Origin of the sequence: Streptomyces sp. V3I8 (assembly GCF_030817535.1) — a bacterium.
Classification (GTDB): Bacteria; Actinomycetota; Actinomycetes; order Streptomycetales; family Streptomycetaceae; genus Streptomyces.
The window spans coordinates 2,674,023-2,693,622 of record NZ_JAUSZL010000002.1 but is presented as its reverse complement, the minus strand read 5'-3'; the positions used below and the strand labels follow the sequence as shown (position 1 = coordinate 2,693,622).

At 71.5% G+C, this 19,600-nt stretch carries 17 protein-coding genes; 13 read left to right on the top strand and 4 right to left on the bottom strand.

Annotation, left to right across the window (positions count from 1 at the left end):
• The first annotated feature begins 107 nt into the window (after positions 1-107).
• The 8 genes from recG to mutM all read left to right on the top strand — a co-directional run bounded on the left by recG (position 108) and on the right by mutM (position 7,761).
• Positions 108-2,318, top strand: coding sequence for an ATP-dependent DNA helicase RecG (gene recG, locus QFZ75_RS11700; RefSeq protein ID WP_307536243.1), 2,211 nt, complete (start codon positions 108-110; stop codon positions 2,316-2,318).
• A gap of 146 nt (positions 2,319-2,464) precedes the next feature.
• Positions 2,465-3,097 (top strand): 16S rRNA (guanine(966)-N(2))-methyltransferase RsmD, encoded by a 633-nt coding sequence (gene rsmD, locus QFZ75_RS11695; RefSeq protein ID WP_307544389.1) that lies wholly within the window; start codon positions 2,465-2,467, stop codon positions 3,095-3,097.
• A 26-nt stretch (positions 3,098-3,123) separates the two neighbouring features.
• Positions 3,124-3,603, top strand: coding sequence for a pantetheine-phosphate adenylyltransferase (gene coaD, locus QFZ75_RS11690; protein ID WP_307544387.1), 480 nt, complete (start codon positions 3,124-3,126; stop codon positions 3,601-3,603).
• A 110-nt stretch (positions 3,604-3,713) separates the two neighbouring features.
• Positions 3,714-4,826, top strand: coding sequence for an ATP synthase F0 subunit B (locus tag QFZ75_RS11685; RefSeq protein WP_307536241.1), 1,113 nt, complete (start codon positions 3,714-3,716; stop codon positions 4,824-4,826).
• Positions 4,827-4,928: 102 nt separating this feature from the next.
• A complete protein-coding gene (locus QFZ75_RS11680) occupies positions 4,929-5,630 on the top strand; it encodes a DUF177 domain-containing protein (RefSeq protein WP_307536239.1) in 702 nt (233 codons plus the stop codon).
• A gap of 2 nt (positions 5,631-5,632) precedes the next feature.
• On the top strand, positions 5,633-5,806 hold the full coding sequence (gene rpmF / locus QFZ75_RS11675; RefSeq protein ID WP_006139588.1) for a 50S ribosomal protein L32: 174 nt from the start codon (positions 5,633-5,635) through the stop codon (positions 5,804-5,806).
• Positions 5,807-5,813: 7 nt separating this feature from the next.
• On the top strand, positions 5,814-6,710 hold the full coding sequence (rnc, locus tag QFZ75_RS11670; RefSeq protein WP_307536237.1) for a ribonuclease III: 897 nt from the start codon (positions 5,814-5,816) through the stop codon (positions 6,708-6,710).
• A 190-nt stretch (positions 6,711-6,900) separates the two neighbouring features.
• Positions 6,901-7,761, top strand: a complete 861-nt coding sequence (mutM, locus tag QFZ75_RS11665) for a bifunctional DNA-formamidopyrimidine glycosylase/DNA-(apurinic or apyrimidinic site) lyase (protein WP_307536235.1) — start codon at positions 6,901-6,903, stop codon at positions 7,759-7,761.
• On the opposite strand, the gene QFZ75_RS11660 is transcribed toward mutM, so the two are convergent.
• Both QFZ75_RS11660 and QFZ75_RS11655 read right to left on the bottom strand, forming a co-directional pair.
• Complete coding sequence (locus tag QFZ75_RS11660) at positions 7,734-8,123, bottom strand: helix-turn-helix domain-containing protein (RefSeq protein WP_307536233.1); 390 nt, start codon at positions 8,121-8,123, stop codon at positions 7,734-7,736. The genes mutM and QFZ75_RS11660 overlap by 28 nt on opposite strands.
• 174 nt (positions 8,124-8,297) lie before the next feature.
• The gene (locus tag QFZ75_RS11655) at positions 8,298-9,434 is read right to left on the bottom strand and encodes a CAP domain-containing protein (protein ID WP_307536231.1); all 1,137 of its coding nucleotides are present in this window, start codon (positions 9,432-9,434) and stop codon (positions 8,298-8,300) included.
• A 131-nt stretch (positions 9,435-9,565) separates the two neighbouring features.
• Between QFZ75_RS11655 and QFZ75_RS11650 the strand changes: the two genes are divergently transcribed.
• From QFZ75_RS11650 to QFZ75_RS11635, 4 genes are all read left to right on the top strand, one after another.
• Positions 9,566-9,847, top strand: a complete 282-nt coding sequence (locus QFZ75_RS11650) for an acylphosphatase (RefSeq protein ID WP_307536229.1) — start codon at positions 9,566-9,568, stop codon at positions 9,845-9,847.
• Between the two features lie 391 nt (positions 9,848-10,238).
• Positions 10,239-10,442 carry a hypothetical protein gene (locus tag QFZ75_RS11645; RefSeq protein WP_107021972.1) on the top strand — a complete coding sequence of 68 codons (204 nt, stop codon included), beginning with the start codon at positions 10,239-10,241 and terminating at the stop codon, positions 10,440-10,442.
• 302 nt (positions 10,443-10,744) lie between these two features.
• Positions 10,745-14,383: a chromosome segregation protein SMC gene (smc, locus tag QFZ75_RS11640; protein WP_307536227.1), complete on the top strand. Its 3,639-nt coding sequence runs from the start codon at positions 10,745-10,747 to the stop codon at positions 14,381-14,383.
• A 342-nt stretch (positions 14,384-14,725) separates the two neighbouring features.
• The gene (locus QFZ75_RS11635; RefSeq protein ID WP_307536226.1) at positions 14,726-16,144 is read left to right on the top strand and encodes a sugar porter family MFS transporter; all 1,419 of its coding nucleotides are present in this window, start codon (positions 14,726-14,728) and stop codon (positions 16,142-16,144) included.
• A gap of 92 nt (positions 16,145-16,236) precedes the next feature.
• Here the strand turns inward: QFZ75_RS11635 and QFZ75_RS11630 are convergent, their stop codons facing one another.
• Positions 16,237-17,217, bottom strand: coding sequence for an LLM class flavin-dependent oxidoreductase (locus QFZ75_RS11630; protein ID WP_307536224.1), 981 nt, complete (start codon positions 17,215-17,217; stop codon positions 16,237-16,239).
• A gap of 409 nt (positions 17,218-17,626) precedes the next feature.
• Between QFZ75_RS11630 and ftsY the strand changes: the two genes are divergently transcribed.
• Complete coding sequence (ftsY, locus tag QFZ75_RS11625; protein ID WP_307536222.1) at positions 17,627-18,817, top strand: signal recognition particle-docking protein FtsY; 1,191 nt, start codon at positions 17,627-17,629, stop codon at positions 18,815-18,817.
• Between the two features lie 125 nt (positions 18,818-18,942).
• On the opposite strand, the gene QFZ75_RS11620 is transcribed toward ftsY, so the two are convergent.
• Positions 18,943-19,596 (bottom strand): bifunctional DNA primase/polymerase, encoded by a 654-nt coding sequence (locus QFZ75_RS11620; protein WP_307536220.1) that lies wholly within the window; start codon positions 19,594-19,596, stop codon positions 18,943-18,945.
• Between the last annotated feature and the right edge of the window lie 4 nt (positions 19,597-19,600).

Below are 19,600 nucleotides of genomic sequence, written 5' to 3'. Positions count from 1 at the left end.
GGGCCGGAGTCCGTCGTCGCCGGAGTCCGTCGTCCTGGAACCCGGACGAGCCGTCCGACCAGCGGATTCCCGGGACGTATACGGCATTGTCAGTGCGGTGGTGTGCAATGGATCCCGTGCCCGCGCTCGAAGAACCACTGAAGAAGGTGCTCGGACCCGCCACCGCGAAGGTGATGGCCGAGCACCTGGGACTGCACACCGTCGGCGACCTGCTGCACCACTATCCCCGCAGGTACGAGGAGCGCGGGCAGCTCACCCACCTCGCCGACCTGCCCCTGGACGAGCACGCGACGGTGGTCGCCCAGGTCGCCGACGCCCGCCTGCACACCTTCGCCTCCTCCAAGGCACCCCGCGGCAAGGGCCAGCGCCTCGAAGTGACCATCACGGACGGCAGCGGCCAGCTCAAGCTGGTCTTCTTCGGCAACGGCGTGCACAAGCCCCACAAGGAGCTCCTGCCCGGCACGCGCGCGCTGTTCGCGGGCAAGGTCTCCGTGTTCAACCGCCGCCTCCAGCTGGCCCACCCGGCGTACGAACTGCTGCGCGGCGAGGACGCGTCCGAGACGGTGGACACCTGGGCCGGAGCGCTGATCCCGCTCTACCCCGCCACCGCCAAGCTGGAGTCCTGGAAGATCGCCAAGGCCGTGCAGACGGTGCTGCCCAGCGCCCAGGAGGCGGTCGACCCGCTGCCCGAGGCGCTCCGGGCCGGCCGGGGCCTGGTCCCCCTGCCGGAAGCCCTGCTGAAGATCCACCGCCCGCACACCAAGGCGGACATCGAGGACGCCCGCGCCCGCCTCAAGTGGGACGAGGCCTTCGTCCTCCAAGTGGCCCTGGCCCGCCGCCGCCACGCGGACTCCCAACTGCCCGCCGTGGCGAGGAAGCCCAAGCAGGACGGCCTGCTGTCCGCCTTCGACGCCAAGCTTCCCTTCACCCTCACCGAGGGGCAGCGGAAGGTCTCCGCGGAGATCTTCGACGACCTCGCCACGGAACATCCGATGCACCGGCTGCTGCAGGGAGAGGTCGGTTCGGGAAAGACGATGGTCGCCCTGCGCGCCATGCTCGCCGTCGTCGACGCGGGCGGGCAGGCCGCGATGCTCGCGCCCACCGAAGTGCTCGCCCAGCAGCACCACCGGTCGATCACCGAGATGATGGGGGAGCTGGCCGAGGGCGGCATGCTCGGCGGGGCCGAGGACTCCACGAAGGTGGTGCTGCTCACCGGCTCCATGGGCGCGGCCGGCCGCCGGCAGGCGCTGCTCGACCTCGTCACCGGCGAGGCGGGGCTCGTCATCGGCACGCATGCGCTGATCGAGGACAAGGTGCAGTTCCACGACCTGGGCCTGGTCGTGGTGGACGAACAGCACCGGTTCGGCGTCGAGCAGCGCGACGCCCTGCGCGGCAAGGGCAAACAGCCGCCGCACCTGCTGGTGATGACTGCCACGCCCATCCCGCGCACGGTCGCCATGACCGTCTTCGGCGACCTCGACACCTCGGTCCTGGACCAGCTGCCCGCCGGGCGCTCGCCCATCGCCAGCCATGTCGTCCCGGCCGCGGACAAGCCCCACTTCCTCGCGCGCGCGTGGGAGCGCGTGCGGGAGGAGGTGTCGAACGGCCATCAGGCGTACGTGGTCTGCCCCCGCATCGGCGACGAGGACGAAGACCCGAAGAAGTCGAAGAAGAAGCCGTCGTCCGAGGACGAGGCCGAGAAGCGCCCGCCCCTCGCCGTCCTGGAGGTCGCCGACCAGCTGGCCAGGGGCCCGCTCCAGGGCCTCGAGGTCGAAGTGCTGCACGGCCGGATGCCCCCGGACGACAAGGACGCGGTGATGCGCCGCTTCACCGCCGGGGAGACGCACGTCCTGGTCGCCACGACGGTCATCGAGGTCGGGGTGAACGTGCCGAACGCGACCGCGATGGTGATCATGGACGCCGACCGCTTCGGGGTCTCCCAGCTCCACCAGCTGCGCGGTCGCGTCGGCCGTGGTTCCGCCGCGGGCCTGTGCCTCTTCGTCACCGAGATGCCGGAGGCGAGCCCGGCCCGGCAGCGGCTGACCTCGGTGGCGTCCACGCTCGACGGCTTCGAGCTCTCCCGCATCGACCTGGAACAGCGCCGCGAGGGCGATGTCCTGGGCCAGGCCCAGTCCGGCGCCCGCACCTCACTGCGGATGCTCACCGTCATCGACGACGAGGAGATCATCGCCGAGGCCCGCGAGGAGGCGACCGCGGTGGTCGCCGCCGACCCGGACCTCGACCGCCTCCCCGGCCTGCGTACGGCCCTGCAGGCTTTGCTGGACGAGGAGAGGGAGCAGTACCTGGACAAGGGCTGAGCACCCCTGACAGGGCGCTTCGCGCGAAGCGGCGCTCCGTCGGGGGCGCCCCCGACGGAGCGCGGGGCCGTGTCGTCGAGCGGCCGCGCCGCGGGGTGCGACCAGCCCCCACCGGACCCGCACCCCCCACGCAAACCGTCCCCCACCTGCCAGACTGGCCCGGTGACCATCCTCACCAGCAAGGACCCGCGATGACCCGTGTGATCGCCGGCACCGCAGGCGGACGACGCCTGGCCGTCCCGCCGGGCACCGGCACGAGACCCACCTCCGGCCGCGCCCGCGAGGGCCTCTTCTCCACCTGGGAGTCCCTGCTCGGCGGCCCCCTGGAGGGCGACCGCGTCCTCGACCTGTACGCCGGCTCGGGCGCCGTGGGCCTGGAGGCGCTGAGCCGCGGCGCGGGACACACCCTCCTCGTGGAGGCCGACGCCCGCGCGGCCCGCACGATCCGCGAGAACGTCAGGACACTGGGCCTGCCCGGCGCCGAGGTCAGGTCCGGCAAAGCGGAACAGATCATCCGTACCGGCGCCCCCGAAGCCCCGTACGACCTGGTGTTCCTGGACCCGCCGTACGCGGTCACGGACGACGATCTTCGCGAGACACTGCTCACACTCCGCTCCGGGGGGTGGCTCGCGGGCGAAGCGCTCGTCACCGTTGAACGCAGCACCAGAGGCGGCGAATTCAGATGGCCGGACGGTTTCGAAGCACTGCGCTCCCGTCGTTACGGCGAGGGAACGTTTTGGTACGGTCGCGCCGCCTCTACGTGCGAAGACGCACGATGACCGGACTGGAGAGCGAGGGATCTGAAGTGCGCCGCGCCGTCTGTCCCGGGTCGTTCGACCCGATCACCAACGGACATCTAGACATCATCGCCAGAGCGTCCAGGCTGTACGACGTGGTGCACGTCGCGGTGATGATCAATCAGTCCAAGAAGGGTCTCTTCGAGATCGAGGAGCGGATCGACCTGATCCGCCAGGTCACCGCCGAGTTCGGGAACGTCGAGGTGGAGTCCTTCCACGGCCTCCTCGTGGACTTCTGCAAGGAGCGCGACATCCCGGCCATCGTCAAGGGCCTGCGCGCGGTCAGCGACTTCGACTACGAGCTGCAGATGGCCCAGATGAACAACGGCCTCTCCGGCGTCGAGACGCTCTTCGTCCCGACCAACCCCACCTACAGCTTCCTCTCCTCCTCCCTGGTCAAGGAAGTCGCGACCTGGGGCGGAGACGTCTCCCACCTGGTCCCGCCGGTGGTCCTCGAAGCGCTCGCCGAACGGCTGAGGAAGGACTGAACGGCCCGGGCACGTCAGGGAGTGCGCCATCCGGTGTCGGGCGGGGCAGGAGTGGTCGTACAGTCGAACCGTCCGTCTCCAACACAGCTGTAGAGAGTGGCGAGCACACGGTGGACGTGCAGAAGAAGCTCGATGAGATCGTCTCGGCGGTCGGCAGCGCCCGCTCCATGCCCATGTCGGCCTCGTGCGTGGTCAACCGCGCCGAGCTCCTCTCGATGCTCGAAGAGGTGCGCCAGGCGCTGCCCGGCTCCCTCGCCCAGGCCCAGGAGCTGATCGGCGGCCGCGAGCAGATGGTGGAGCAGGCCCGTCTGGAGGCCGAGCGGATCATCGAGTCCGCGCACACCGAGCGCGGCTCGCTGATCTCCGACACCGAGGTCGCCCGCCGCTCGCAGAACGAGGCCGACCGGATCCTGGCCGAGGCCCGCAAGGAGGCCGAGGAGGTCCGCGCCGAGGCCGACGAGTACGTCGACTCCAAGCTCGCCAACTTCGAGGTCGTCCTCACCAAGACCCTCGGTTCGGTCGGCCGGGGCCGCGAGAAGCTCCTCGGCACCGGGCCCGGCACCGACGAGCAGGGGTACGAGGACGAGGACGCCCCCGAGCGCAGCCACGACCCGCAGACCCTGCGCCGCAACGCCGACGAATACGTCGACGTCAAGCTCGGCGCCTTCGAGGCCGTCCTCGCCAAGACCCTGGACGCGGTCGGCCGCGGCCGCCAGAAGCTGCACGGCCGGATCGCCAGCGACGACCTGGGTGACCTGGCCGCCTTCGGGGAGGACGGGACGCCGGGGCAGCACACCACCGACGCCGAGTACCTGGACGGCCTGGCGGAGGTCCCCGAGCAGTCCGCCCGGCCCCTCTCCGAGAGGCCCCGGCCCCAGGTGGACCTGCCCCATCAGCAGCAGTACGGACAGCAGGACGCCTACGCCTACCAGCAGCAGGGCGCCGACCCGTACGCCTACCAGCAGCAGTACGGACAGCAGGACGGGTACGGCTACCAGCAGAACGCCGACCCGTACGCCGCGTACCCGCAGCAGGGTTACGACCAGCAGGCCGCGTACGACCAGGGCGGGCAGCAGGCGTACGCCCCGTCCGACCAGCAGTCGCAGCAGTCGCAGCAGTCGCAGCCGTCCCAGCCGCACGAGAACGCGCTCGACGAGACCAGCCTCTTCGACACCGGCATGATCAGCGCGGAGCAGCTGAGGGCGTACGAACAGGGGCGCTGACGGCGTCGCCGACCGGGGCGCCGGCGCCGGATTGGGCCGAGAGCGAAAGGTCCAGTATCCTGGCTCTTCGGTCGTGTGCACGTCCGCGATCCACGCTGCCCGGTGAACGCCGAGGGCAGTGCTCCGAAAGTCAGTACAAGATCGAAAGCAGGAACGGCTCTGAACGCCCGCCTCGACCACCGCAACCCTCTCGTGTTCGACACGCACGAGCTGGGACGGCGTCCCGGTGCGCTGCAGCGCCTGACCCGCGAGATCGACGCTCCCGCGGATTTCGGTATCCAGGGAGTCATCGGAGTGCCGGAAGGCGCGCCGGTGAAGCTCGACCTCCGTCTTGAGTCGGTCATGGAAGGGGTGCTTGTCACAGGCACCGCCCGTGCACTGGCCAAGGGGGAGTGCGTAAGGTGTCTGGAGCCGGTCGAGCAGCAGCTCGAAGCGGATTTCCAGGAGATGTTCTCGTACCCTGACGCCGACGACCGGGGCCGCACCGCGGAGCCGGCCGACGACGCCGAGGACGACGAGGACACGCTCTTCATCGAGGACGGCCTGTTCGACCTCGAACCCGTGCTGCGTGATGCGGTGGTGCTCGCACTTCCGATGCAGCCGGTGTGCCAGGACGACTGCCCCGGCCTGTGCTCCCAGTGCGGAGCCCGGCTCGCGGACGACCCGGACCACCACCATGACGCCGTCGACATCCGTTGGGCGGCACTGCAAGGACTCGCCGGTTCACTCGAAGATGGCGAGAAGGACGAGTTGGCCGGCGGCGCGCTTCCATCAGCGCCCGTCGACGAGAAGCAGGAGAAGTAGCCGTGGCTGTTCCGAAGCGGAAGATGTCGCGCAGCAACACGCGCCACCGCCGGTCGCAGTGGAAGGCTGCGGTCCCCACCCTGGTTGCGTGTGAGCGTTGCCACGAGCCCAAGCTGCAGCACATCGCGTGCCCCGCTTGCGGCACCTACAACAAGCGCCAGGTCCTCGAGGTCTGAGCGGCTGGTGAGAGGCACTGTGTCTAGCCCCGAGAAGGCGGACGACGCCAAGGCGGAAGTCAGCGCCAAGGAAGTCGGCGCCAAGAAAAAGGCGGAGAACACAGCCTCGTCCCACACCCTTCTGGAAGGGCGGCTCGGGTACAAGCTCGAGTCCGCCCTTCTGGTGCGTGCACTGACCCACCGTTCGTATGCGTACGAGAACGGCGGTCTGCCGACCAACGAACGCCTGGAGTTCCTCGGGGACTCCGTGCTCGGCCTCGTGGTCACGGACACGCTGTACACCACCCACCCCGACCTGCCTGAAGGCCAGCTGGCCAAATTGCGGGCCGCGGTGGTCAACTCGCGTGCGCTTGCGGAGGTGAGCCGGGGGCTCGACCTCGGCTCCTTCATCCGGCTCGGCCGGGGCGAAGAGGGCACGGGCGGCCGGGACAAGGCGTCCATCCTCGCCGACACCCTCGAAGCGGTGATCGGCGCTGTCTATCTCGACCAGGGTCTGGATGCGGCGGGCGAGCTCGTCCACCGGCTCTTCGACCCGCTGATCGAGAAATCCTCGAATCTGGGCGCGGGCCTGGACTGGAAGACCAGTCTCCAGGAACTCACGGCGACCGAAGGGCTCGGCGTTCCCGAGTACCTGGTCACCGAGACCGGCCCAGACCACGAGAAGACCTTCACAGCTGCTGCCCGCGTCGGAGGCGTCTCGTACGGCACCGGCACCGGCCGCAGCAAGAAGGAAGCGGAGCAGCAGGCCGCGGAGTCCGCCTGGCGGGCCATCCGCTCCGCCGCGGACGAACGCGCCGAGGCGGCCGCGACCGCCGAGGCACAGGCCCCGGCGGTAGCCGAAGCAGTCGAGGAGGAGACGCCTGACGTCCCCTCACCGGCGGCGTCCGACCCGGCGTCGGCCTGAGCACCAGGTTGTAAGCGATCGCCCGCCCCCGCCCCCTGTGGCCGGGGGCGGGCGAAGCCGTTCGTCCGCGCGGAGAGCGCCCCCTCAGGGGCGCGGGGAACCGCGCGCCCGGCCCCCGCGGACCCGCACCCGACACCAGAGGTACGCTGCGGGCCCGCCCGACACGCCCCACGCCTCCGGAGGAGACACCGTGCCCGAACTGCCCGAGGTCGAGGTCGTACGGCGAGGCCTCGAACGCTGGGTCAGCGGCCGGGTCGTCGCGGACGTCCAGGTGCTGCACCCGCGCGCGGTACGCCGCCACATCGCGGGCGGCGAGGACTTCGGGGCCCGGCTGAAGGGCCACCGCGTCGGACTGGTCCAGCGCCGCGGCAAGTACCTGTGGCTGCCGCTCGCGGACGCGTCCGTCGCCGTGCTCGCGCACCTCGGGATGAGCGGACAGCTCCTCGTCCAGCCGCAGGACGCGGCCGACGAGAAGCACCTGCGCATCCGCGTCCGGTTCGACGACGGCCTCGGCACCGAACTGCGCTTCGTCGACCAGCGCACCTTCGGCGGTCTCTCCCTGCACGAGACGTCCGCAGACGGGCTGCCCGACGTCATCGCGCACATCGCCCGCGACCCCCTGGACCCGCTGTTCGACGACGCCGCGTTCCACGACGCGCTGCGCCGCCGGCGCACGACGATCAAACGCGCCCTGCTGGACCAGTCGTTGATCAGCGGCGTCGGCAACATCTACGCGGACGAGGCCCTTTGGCGCGCGCGGCTCCACTACGAGCGCCCCACGACCGGGTTCACGCGCCCGCGCACGGCCGAACTCCTGGGCCACGTACGGGACGTGATGAACGCGGCCCTCGCCGTCGGCGGAACCAGTTTCGACAGCCTCTACGTCAACGTGAACGGCGAGTCGGGCTACTTCGACCGCTCGCTCGACGCGTACGGCCGCGAGGGTGAGCCGTGCCGGCGCTGCGGCACCGCGATGCGGCGCCGGCCCTGGATGAACCGGTCCAGCTACTTCTGCCCGCGCTGTCAGCGTCCGCCGCGCGTGCTGTCGTAGCGCTCGCGCGCTGCCAGCACGTCGTCCATGCGCCCCTGCACGGCATGGATGAGGGCCAGCAGCCGCTCGGTCACCTCGTGACCCAGCGGCGTCAGTTCGTAGTCCACCCGCGGCGGGTTCGTCGGCTGCGCCTCCCGGTGCACCAGCCCGTCGCGCTCCAGCGCGTGCAGCGTCTGGGAGAGCATCTTCTCGCTCACGCCGTCCACGCGCCGGCGCAGTTCGTTGAAGCGCAGCGAGCTCTCGGACAGCGCTCCCAGCGTGAGCGCGCCCCAGCGACCCGTGACGTGCTCCAGGGTGCCCCGGGACGGGCACGCCCTGGAGAACACGTCGTACGCGAGACCGGACCGATCCGTTACGTCCATGCCCCGAGCGTACTCCTGCACCGCGCCCACTCCCAGGTCGCGCTAACCGGCAGTTAGGGCCGCCGTGCGCTTGCCGGGCACTCACGGCGCACGCGCTCACGGCGCACGCGCCGGTCCGGACACGGCTGTGCCCCGGACCGGAAGCCCGGTCCGGGGCACAGCCGTACGGCGGGGTCAGTAGCCGAAGTCCTGCGTCCACCAGGGGCCGCCCGACGCGAAGTGCGCGCCGACGCCCAGGGTCTTGAAGTCGCAGTTCAGGATGTTCGCGCGGTGGCCGGGGCTGTTCATCCAGGCCTCCATCACCGCGGCGGCGTCGGCCTGGCCGCGGGCGATGTTCTCCCCGCCGAGGTCCGCTATGCCGACCTCCTCCGCCCGGTCCCAGGGAGAGGCCCCGTCCGGGTCCGTGTGGTCGAAGAAGTCCCGCGCGGCCATGTCCTTGCTGAAGGACTCGGCCAGCGTCGCCAGCGGGCCGGACGCGGTCACCGGGCTGCAGCCGGCCTTCGCCCGCTCCTCGTTGACCAGCGTGAGCACCGCGGCCTCGGCCGTGGACGGCGTCGACGCGGCCTCGGACGGCGTGGTCTCGGGCGCCTTCGTGACCGGCGCCTTCGCGACCGGCGGCTCCTCGGTCTTCGACTCCTCGACCGGAGCCTCGGCCGACGGCGTGGCGGAGGGCTTCTTCTCGGCCTTCTTCTCCGGAGCCTTCGTCGGGGAGACGGACGGCGACGGAGAGCGTTCCAGGTCGCGGCTGGTGCCCGGGTCCACGCGGTCGTCCGCGGAGCCGTTCGTGCCGCCCTGGGTCTCCACGTCGCTCGGGGCGTCCTGGGCGCGCACGTTGTCCGCGCCCCCGCCGCCGATGGAGAGACTGTCGCTGCCGGGTATCAGCCCGGAGGCGACGGCGACGGCGCCCATCGCCACCGCGGCGGAGACACCGAGCAGACCGGTGCGTACGGGGGTGACGGCCTTCTTGCGGCGCCGCTGGCCCCGGGCGCCGCGGTCGGGGGCGTAGTCGCCCGACGGGCGGCCGGCGGTCGCGTCCCCCTCGAAGAGGTAGGCGTCGCTCTTCGAGTAGAGGTCGCCCGTCTCATGGATACCGCCCGGCGAGTCGTACAGACCCGCGGTCGAGTAGGGACCACCGGTCAGGTAGTCCCCGGCGGTGCGGTGGTCACCCGCGATGGCGTGGTCACCCAGGTTCGCGTACCCGTTCGCATCGTCCGTCGCGTGGCCGCCCGTGTACGTCTCGTACGTCTGCGTTCCCCCGGGGGCGCGGCCTGTGGCGGCGCGGCCGGCGGCGGAGCGTCGGTGGCGTCCCATCTTTTGGCCTTCCTCATGCTTGCGGTCAACGTTCCTCACCCGAACGAGTGAGGCTCATTGGGTCGGGACGGTACCCCATGGCGCAAGGGGAGGAAGTGCTCCGAGAGCAATTGGCCCGTTAGCGTGCAGCCATGAGTGAGCATAAAAGGCTGGTCGCCTGGGTACGCGGGCGCGTCCAGGGCGTGGGTTTCCGCTGGTACACGCGAGCCAGGGCCCTGGAGATCGGCGGCCTGAGTGGTTTTGCTCTCAATCTGGAGGACGGACGCGTCCAGGTGGTCGCGGAGGGCCCCGCGGACGGGTGCCAGAAGTTGCTGGAGTGGCTCGTGGGAGACGACACGCCGGGCCGGGTCGACGGAGTCACTGAGATCTGGGACACGCCCCGGGGCGGCTACGAGGGCTTCGCCATCCGGTGAGATCCACCGCGCCGTGCCGGTTCCGGCGCCCGCGGCAGGGGGTGCGGGACGTGCGCCCGGACCCTGTCGCGGGGGAGAATCACCAGGTGGTTGCCAAGAAACGCCTCGCCGTGGCAGGCTCCGCCGACAAGGATGATCTCCACGCCCTCGGGGCCCCTGCAGAGAAGCCGCGCCGCCCGTCCGGGCCCGTGCGCCCAGGGTCGCCGCCCAATACGGGGCGTGATCGTGTTGACCGTCAAACTTTTTGGTGAGACGCTGAAAACCCCGCGCACCTTAGCTGTTTGGCATGTGAGAGCGGTAGTGAAACTCAAGATTGCCAAACATCGCGGGTGCGATTCCCTCACGACCCACACCGCTTCGGTCGGTCACTCAGTGTGGAGGACCATCCATCATGGCAAAGGCGCTTCTCGGTTACGTCGGCGGTTCCGACCCGCGACTCATTGCCGAGATGCGACGGCTCCAGCAGCGCGTCCAGGACCTGGAATCAGAGCTCGGACGAATCCAGGCCGAGAACGACGCGCTCGCGGCTGCCGCTTCTCACGACTCGCTTCTCGAGAGCATCGACGTACCCCAGGCGGAGCCTGCGCTCACCTGATCATCGAACATGTCTGATCATCGAACGCAACTGATCACTGAACAGCTCGCTCACCACCGGCGGTGAACACCCACCGGCACCGGTGAACAGGCTGTCGGTGTCAGCCGCTCACAGAGTTGCAAGGGACGCTTCGGCGTCCCTTCTTTCTTGCCCCGCCGACCGCTCCCGCGCGCTGTTCGGCGTTCACCCTCTTCAACGTCTGATGTGCCCTGCGCGTTCATGGGTGAAACCGCGCGTTCATGGAGTGAGACCGCCCCGGCGTTCATGGAGCGTGTCCGACCCGGCAGGTAAAGTCCGGCTGTGTGCACCTCAAGGCCCTGACCCTGCGCGGGTTCAAATCGTTCGCCTCGGCGACCACGCTGCGGTTCGAACCGGGCATCACCTGTGTCGTGGGCCCGAACGGCTCGGGCAAGTCCAACGTCGTGGACGCCCTCAGCTGGGTCATGGGGGAGCAGGGTGCCAAGTCGCTGCGCGGCGGCAAGATGGAGGACGTCATCTTCGCCGGCACCACCGGGCGGCCCCCGCTGGGCCGCGCCGAGGTCTCGCTGACGATCGACAACTCCGACGGCGCGCTGCCCATCGAGTACGCCGAGGTCACCATCACGCGGATCATGTTCCGCAACGGCGGAAGCGAGTACCAGATCAACGGCGACACCTGCCGGCTGCTGGACATCCAGGAGCTGTTGTCCGACTCCGGCATCGGCCGTGAGATGCACGTCATCGTCGGGCAGGGGCAGCTCGACTCCGTCCTGCACGCCGATCCGATGGGCCGCCGCGCCTTCATCGAGGAGGCCGCGGGCGTCCTCAAGCACCGCAAGCGCAAGGAGAAGGCGCTGCGGAAGCTGGACGCGATGCAGGTCAACCTCGCGCGCGTGCAGGACCTCACGGACGAGCTGCGGCGGCAGTTGAAGCCGCTCGGCCGGCAGGCCGCCGTCGCGCGCCGCGCCGCCGTCATCCAGGCCGACCTGCGGGACGCCCGCCTGCGGCTGCTCGCCGACGATCTCGTACGGCTGCGGGGAGCGCTGCGGGCCGAGGTGGCCGACGAGGCCGCGCTCAAGGAGCGCAAGGACGCCACCGAGGCCGAGCTGAAGGGGGCCCTGCGGCGGGAGGCGGCGCTCGAGGACGAGGTCCGGCGGCTCGCCCCGCGCCTGCAGCGGGCCCAGCAGACCTGGTACGAGCTCTCGCAGCTGGCCGAGCGGGTGCGCGGCACGGTCTCACTGGCGGACGCCCGGGTGAAGAGCGCCACCGACCGGCCACCGGAGGAGCGGCGCGGACGCGACCCCGAGGACATGGAGCGCGAGGCCGCCCGGGTGCGCGAGCAGGAGGCCGAACTGGAGGCGGCCCTGGAGTCCGCCGAGCACGCCCTGGAGGACACGGTCGCGCACCGGGCCGACCTGGAGCGGGAACTGGCAGGGGAGGAACGGCGCCTGAAGGACGTGGCGCGGGCCATCGCCGACCGCCGTGAGGGCCTGGCCCGGCTGAACGGCCAGGTCAACGCGGCCCGTTCGCGGGCCGCCGCCGCGCAGTCCGAGATCGACCGGCTGGCCGCCGCCCGTGACGGGGCACAGGACCGCGCGGTCGCCGCCCAGGAGGAGTACGAGCAGCTCAGGGCGGAGGTCGACGGCCTGGACGCGGGCGACGAGGAACTCGCCGCGCGGCACGAGGCGGCCAGGAGCGCCCTCGCCGACGCCGAGTCGGCGCTGACCGAGGCCCGGGAGGCGGCCACCTCCGCCGAGCGCAGGCGCGCGGCCACCCAGGCCCGCCACGAGGCCCTGGCCCTGGGGCTGCGCCGCAAGGACGGCAGCGGGGCGCTGCTCGCGGCGAAGGACCGGCTGTCGGGCCTGCTCGGCCCCGCGGCCGAACTGCTCTCCGTCGCCCCGGGCCACGAGGTCGCGCTGGCCGCCGCCCTCGGCGCCGCGGCGGACGCGATCGCGGTGACCACGCCCGCCTCGGCGGCGGACGCCATCCGCCTCCTGCGCAAAGAGGACGCGGGCCGGGCGGCCCTGCTGCTGACGGGCGTCCCGGAACCTGCGGGCTCCGCCGAAGCCCTCGACGCCGGCGGGCGCACGGGCACGGCCGGCCCTGCCGGAGCCGCCCGCGCAGGGGCCGATGACGCGCACTTCCGGTCGCCGGACGGCGGACCGCCGGCCGCGGCCGAACTCGTACGGGCGCCGGCCGGGCTCGTGCCCGCCGTGCGGCGGCTGCTGCGGGACATCGTCGTGGTCGGGACGTTGGAGGACGCCGAGGACCTGGTCCGCGCGCGGCCGGAGCTGACCGCCGTGACCGCCGAGGGGGACCTGCTCGGGGCGCACTTCGCGCAGGGCGGTTCCGCCGGGGCGCCCAGCCTGCTCGAGGTGCGGGCGTCGGTCGACGAGGCGGCGGCGGAGCTGGAGGAGCTGGGCGTGCGGTGCGAGGAACTGGGCGCGGCCCAGCGGCGCGCCACCGGACTGCGCGAGGAACGGGCCGCCCTCGTCGAGGAACTGGGCGAGCGGCGGCGGACCGGTGAGCGGGAGAGGTCCCAGGTGGCCCAGCAGCTCGGACGGCTGGCCGGGCAGGCACGGGGCGCCGCGGGGGAGGCCGAGCGGAGCACCGCGGCCGCCGCCCGTGCGCAGGAAGCCCTCGACCGGGCCCTGGAGGAGGCGGAGGAGCTGGCCGAACGACTCCTCGTCGCCGAGGAGATGCCGGTCGAGGAGGAACCCGACACCTCCGTACGGGACCGGCTCGCGGCCGACGGGGCCAACGCGCGGCAGACCGAGATGGAGGCCCGTCTCCAGGTGCGTACGCACGAGGAGCGGGTCAAGGGCCTCGCCGGGCGGGCCGACTCGCTCGACCGGGCGGCACGCGCCGAACGCGAGGCCCGCGCCCGCGCCGAGCAGCGCCGGGCACGGCTGCGGCACGAGGCCGCGGTCGCCGGGGCCGTCGCTCTCGGCGCCCGGCAGCTGCTGGCCCATGCCGAGGTCTCGCTGGTCCGGGCGGACGAGGAGCGTACGGCCGCGGAGGGCGCCAGGGCGCGGCGGGAGCAGGACCTCGTGGTCGCCCGCAACCGGGGCCGCGACCTCAAGGCCGAGCTCGACAAGCTGACGGACTCGGTGCACCGCGGTGAGGTGCTGGGGGCCGAGAAGCGGATGCGCATCGAGCAGCTGGAGGCGAAGGCGCTGGAGGAGCTGGGCGTCGAGCCGGAGGGACTGATCGCGGAGTTCGGGCCCGGGCAGCCCGTCCCGCCGTCCCTGCCCGCGGAGGGCGAGGAGCTGCCGGAGGACCCGGAGCACCCGCGCAACCGGCCGCGCCCCTTCCACCGGGCCGAGCAGGAGAAGCGGCTCAGGACGGCCGAGCGGGCCTACCAGCAGCTCGGCAAGGTCAATCCGCTCGCGCTGGAGGAGTTCGCCGCGCTGGAGGAACGCCACAAGTTCCTCAGTGAGCAGCTGGAGGACCTCAAGAAGACCCGGGCGGATCTCCTCCAGGTGGTGAAGGAGGTCGACGAGCGGGTCGAGCAGGTGTTCACCGAGGCCTTCTGGGACACGGCACGGGAGTTCGAGGGCGTCTTCGGCCGGCTGTTCCCGGGCGGCGACGGACGTCTGATCCTGACCGATCCCGACAACATGCTCACCACGGGCGTCGATGTCGAGGCGCGGCCCCCGGGGAAGAAGGTCAAGCGGCTCTCGCTGCTCTCCGGCGGCGAGCGGTCGCTGACGGCCGTCGCGATGCTGGTGTCGATCTTCAAGGCGCGGCCCAGCCCGTTCTACGTGATGGACGAGGTCGAGGCGGCGCTCGACGACACCAACCTGCAGCGGCTGATCCGGATCATGGAGGAGCTGCAGGAGGCGTCGCAGCTGATCGTGATCACGCACCAGAAGCGCACGATGGAGGTCGCCGACGCGCTGTACGGCGTGTCCATGCAGGGCGACGGGGTGTCCAAGGTCATCAGCCAGCGGCTGCGCTGACTTCTCACCCGGACGGCGGTACCGCTCGTACGGGCTGTGCCGGATCGGCCGTGGGTGCGGGGTACCGGTTGCGGCGTTCCCCCGGCCACTTACGGGGTATCCGTAGCTATGCAGCCTCTATCTCTTCAAGACTTGAACACAGGTCCGCCACGTTGAGTGGTTTAGTGGGGTGGTGGTCAATCCATCCCCCCTCTTGACTTCGAAACTTGAAGGCATATTCTCTGCTTCGTTGCTTTTACCTTCAGGTGGTGGGTGGCGTAAACGTGTGCGCCACTGGAGACACCGTCCGGAAGGGCTCGCCCCCACCCCCGGCAGTGAGGCCGGTGGCCCGAGGAGTTACACGTGACCAGCACAGCGCAGCCACCCCCGTCCGGAGCCCAGGCGGCTCACCCCGAGCATCTCGGGCACGTCATCTTCATCGCCGCCGCGGCTGCGATGGGTGGCTTCCTCTTCGGTTACGACAGCGCTGTGATCAACGGCGCCGTCGAGGCCATCCGGGACCGGTACGACGTCGGCTCCGCGGCCCTGGCCCAGGTCATCGCCATCGCCCTGATCGGCTGTGCGATCGGCGCGGCCACCGCGGGCCGGATCGCCGACCGCATCGGCCGCATCCGCTGCATGCAGATCTCGGCCGCGCTCTTCACGGTCAGCGCGGTGGGCTCCGCGCTGCCCTTCGCCCTGTACGACCTGGCCTTCTGGCGGGTCATCGGCGGCTTCGCCATCGGCATGGCCTCGGTCATCGGCCCGGCCTACATCGCCGAGGTCGCCCCGGCCGCTTACCGCGGACGGCTCGGCTCCTTCCAGCAGGCCGCCATCGTCACCGGCATCGCCATCTCGCAGCTCGTCAACTGGGGCATCCTCAACGCCGCGGACGGCGACCAGCGCGGCAAGGTCATGGGGCTGGAGGCCTGGCAGGTCATGCTCGGCGTGATGGTCGTTCCGGCCGTCATCTACGGACTGCTCTCCTTCGCGATCCCCGAGTCGCCCCGCTTCCTGATCTCCGCCGGCCGTGACGGCCGGGCCCGCGAAGTGCTCCGCGAGGTCGAGGGCGACAAGATCGACCTGGACGCCCGCGTCGCCGAGATCGAGCTGGCGATGAGGAGGGAGCACAAGTCGGTCTTCAAGGACCTGCTCGGCGGGACCTTCTTCTTCAAGCCGATCGTCTGGATCGGTATCGGGCTCTCGGTCTTCCAGCAGTTCGTCGGCATCAACGTCGCCTTCTACTACTCCTCGACGCTGTGGCAGTCGGTGGGCGTCGACCCGACGGACTCGTTCCTCTACTCGTTCACCACGTCGATCATCAACATCATCGGCACCGTGATCGCCATGATCTTCGTCGACCGGATCGGCCGCCGGCCGCTCGCGCTCATCGGCTCCGTCGGCATGGTCATCGGGCTCGCGCTGGAGGCCTGGGCCTTCTCCTTCGACCTCGTCGACGGCAAGCTGCCCGCCACCCAGGGCTGGGTCGCCCTGATCGCCGCCCATGTGTTCGTGCTCTTCTTCGCCCTCTCCTGGGGTGTCGTCGTCTGGGTCTTCCTGGGCGAGATGTTCCCGAACCGGATCCGCGCCGCGGCGCTCGGCGTCGCCGCCGCCGCGCAGTGGATCGCCAACTGGGCCATCACCGCGAGCTTCCCGTCGCTGGCCGACTGGAACCTCTCGATGACCTACGTGATCTACACGGTCTTCGCCGCGCTCTCCATCCCGTTCGTGCTCAAGTTCGTGAAGGAGACGAAGGGCAAGACGCTGGAGGAGATGGGCTAGCCCCGCCGGACCCAGGACTCGGGGAGACGGGCCGAGTCCCCGCCGCCCGCCTCCTCGTGCTCGTGAGAAACGTGCTGCCCCGGCTCGACGGCCTACCGGCCCCTGAGCCGGGGCAGCACGTTCTCGCAGAACAGGTGCATGCCGCGCCACCCCTCGTCGACGGGCATCCCGCCGGACAGCGGATGCAGCACGTAGCTGTCGAGGCCCAGTGCCAGGCACTCGTCCGGCGTCACGATCCGGTAGACGCCCTCGGCGCGCAGCTCGTCCACGGTCGTGGCCCCGGACCTCACCGCCGAGCGGATGCCGGAGGACTGCCAGGAGGCGTACGTCCTGGCCTCGTGCAGGAAGTGGCCGCCGTGCTCGGCCCAGGCGCGGTCCGGGTCCTCGGCCAGGTGCAGCAGCGGGGTGACGGCCGCGGGCATCATGGTCCAGCCCCGGGTGCCGTACTCGACGAGCCGCTCCTTGTAGTACGCCTCCAGCTCCGGCAGGTGCGCGCTCGGGAAGAACGGCAGTCCGAGCCGTGCCGCGCGGCGGGCCGCGGCCTCGGAGGACCCGCCCACCAGCAGCAGGGGGTGCGGGTCGGAGAAGGGGCGCGGAGTGATCCGTACCGTACGGCCCCGGTACTCGAACTCCTCGCCGGTCCAGGCCTTCAGCAGGGTCTCCAGGAGCTCGTCCTGCAGCCGGCCGCGCCGTTTCCAGTCCACGTCGAAGAGGGCGTACTCCTCGGGCCGGTAGCCGATCCCCGCCACCGTGACCAGCCGCCCGCCGCTGAGGAGGTCGAGCACGGCGATGTCCTCGGCCAGCCGCAGCGGGTCGTGCAGCGGGCCGATGATCGCCGAGACCGTCACCGCGATCTTCCGGGTCGCGCCGAAGACCGCGCCCGCGAAGGCGAACGGTGAGGGCAGCCAGTTGTTGGCCGCGCCGTGGTGCTCCTCGGTCTGCACGGTGGTCATGCCGCGGTCGTCGGCGTAGGCGGCCATCTCCAGCGCGGCCTTGTAGCGGTCGCTGAGGGAGGCGGGTGTGGCGCCGGGTTCGACGAGATTGAAACGTACGACCGTCACGGGCGCGGACATGGGAAGGTCCCCCTTCGCCGGCGGGTGGGGTGGCGGTGGCTCCGGTGGGCTGACGGTAGCTGACGGTTCGTCAGACCGCCATAGGGGGGGGAGCGGGGTGCGGCGGGACGGGGTGGGTCGCGTCCGCGGCGTGGCTCGGCGGGAGTTTCCCGACCTCGGGGGCCAGCCCCCGAACCCCCGGTCCTCAAACGCCGGACGGGCTGATAATTCAGCCCGTCCGGCGTTTGAGGACGAGCGCGCCGGCGCGACAGGGGGGTCTGGGGGCGCAGCCCTCAGGGTCGGGACGGGAAAGGGCGGCGGGGGCGGAGAAAGGTTTGGGCAGGACCGGTGCAGGGTGGCCGGCCCGCAGGGCGACGGCCGTCGTGGGCAACGGACGACCGGCAGGACGGTCGCGCATACTGGACCCGTTATGGAAATCGTCATCCTTGCTGTAGTCATCGCCGTGGTCGTGATCGGCGCGCTCGGCGGGCTCGTCATCGGCAGCCGCAGGCGCAAACAGCTGCCCCCGCCGCCCCCCGCCGCCCCCGACATCACCGCCCCGCCGGCCGAGCCGCACGTCGGCGACGAGGCCGAGACGCCGCGCGACGAACCGCGCCGCACGATAGAGGAGGTGGATCTTCCGGACACCTCGGCGACCGCCCCGGTCGTCGTGGCCCCCCCGGCCGTCGAGATCCCGGAGCCGGCCGCCGGCCGCCTGGTGCGCCTGCGCGCCCGGCTGTCCCGCTCGCAGAACGCGCTCGGCCAGGGGCTCCTCACGCTCCTCGCGCGCGAGCACCTCGACGAGGACACCTGGGAGGAGATCGAGGACACGCTCCTCACCGCCGATGTCGGTGTGCAGCCCACCCAGGAGCTGGTCGGACGGCTGCGCGAGCGGGTGAAGGTGCTCGGCACCCGGACGCCCGAGGAACTGCGCGGCCTGCTGCGCGAGGAACTGCTCGCGCTGCTGGTGCCCGACTTCGACCGCACCGTGAACACCGAGTCCGGCCTGGACACGCCGGGCATCGTGATGGTCGTCGGCGTCAACGGCACCGGCAAGACCACCACCACCGGCAAGCTCGCGCGCGTCCTGGTCGCCGACGGCAAGCACGTACTGCTGGGCGCGGCCGACACCTTCCGGGCCGCCGCCGCCGACCAGCTGCAGACCTGGGGCGAGCGCGTCGGCGCCCGTACCGTACGCGGGCCCGAGGGCGGTGACCCCGCCTCCATCGCCTTCGACGCCGTGAAGGAGGGCATCCGGCAGGGCGCCGACGTCGTGCTCATCGACACGGCGGGCCGGCTGCACACCAAGACCGGCCTCATGGACGAGCTCGGCAAGGTCAAGCGCGTCGTGGAGAAGCACGCCCCGCTCGACGAGGTGCTGCTCGTCCTGGACGCCACCACCGGCCAGAACGGCCTGGTGCAGGCGCGCGTCTTCGCCGAGGTCGTCGACATCACCGGCATCGTCCTGACCAAGCTCGACGGCACGGCCAAGGGCGGCATCGTCATCGCCGTCCAGCGCGAACTGGGCGTCCCCGTCAAGCTCATCGGCCTGGGCGAGGGCGCGGACGACCTGGCGCCGTTCGAGCCGGAGGCGTTCGTGGATGCCCTTATCGGAGAGTGACGACCCGCGGGACGAGAGCCCGCACGGCACATATGTGCGCGAGGAAGGGCCCCACCCCATGGTGCAGATGGAGTGGGGCCCTTCCGTACGGGGCCCGTGTGCCGTACGGGCCCGTGACGGCGGGCCTACGCGCGGGACCGGTGCGCCACGTACGCCAGCGTGCCCAGCAGCAGCCGCGCGGCCGGCGGTTTCGTCGCCGAGTCGAGGGCGGGGGAGCGCAGCCAGCGGACCGGGCCGAGGCCACCGCGGTCGGACGGCGGAGCCGTGATGTGCGTGCCCGGACCCAGGCCGTGCAGGTCGAGCGCGGCGTCGTCCCAGCCCATGCGGTAGAGCAGTTCGGGCAGCGCGGCCGCCGCCCCGGGAGCCACCAGGAAGTGCGCGCGGCCCTCCGGCGTGACGGTCACGGGGCCCAGCGGCAGACCCATGCGTTCGAGCCGGACCAGCGCCCGGCGGCCGGCCGACTCGGCCACCTCGATGACGTCGAAGGCGCGGCCCACGGGGAGCATCACCGCGGCGCCGGGGAACGCGCTCCAGGCCTCCGTCACCGCGTCCAGGGTCGCGCCCGCCGGGACGACGGGCGCGAAGTCCAGGGGGTGCGCGCCGCGTTCGGTGCAGGCGGCCCGGCCGCACGAGCAGACCCCCGCGGCCGCCCGGGCGCCCGGCACCACGTCCCAGCCCCACAGTCCGGTGAACTCGGCCACGGTGGTGCACTCCGAGGAGCGGCCGCGGCGACGCGAGCCGGACCGGATGTCGCGGATACCGCCGATCGTGAAACCCATGCCC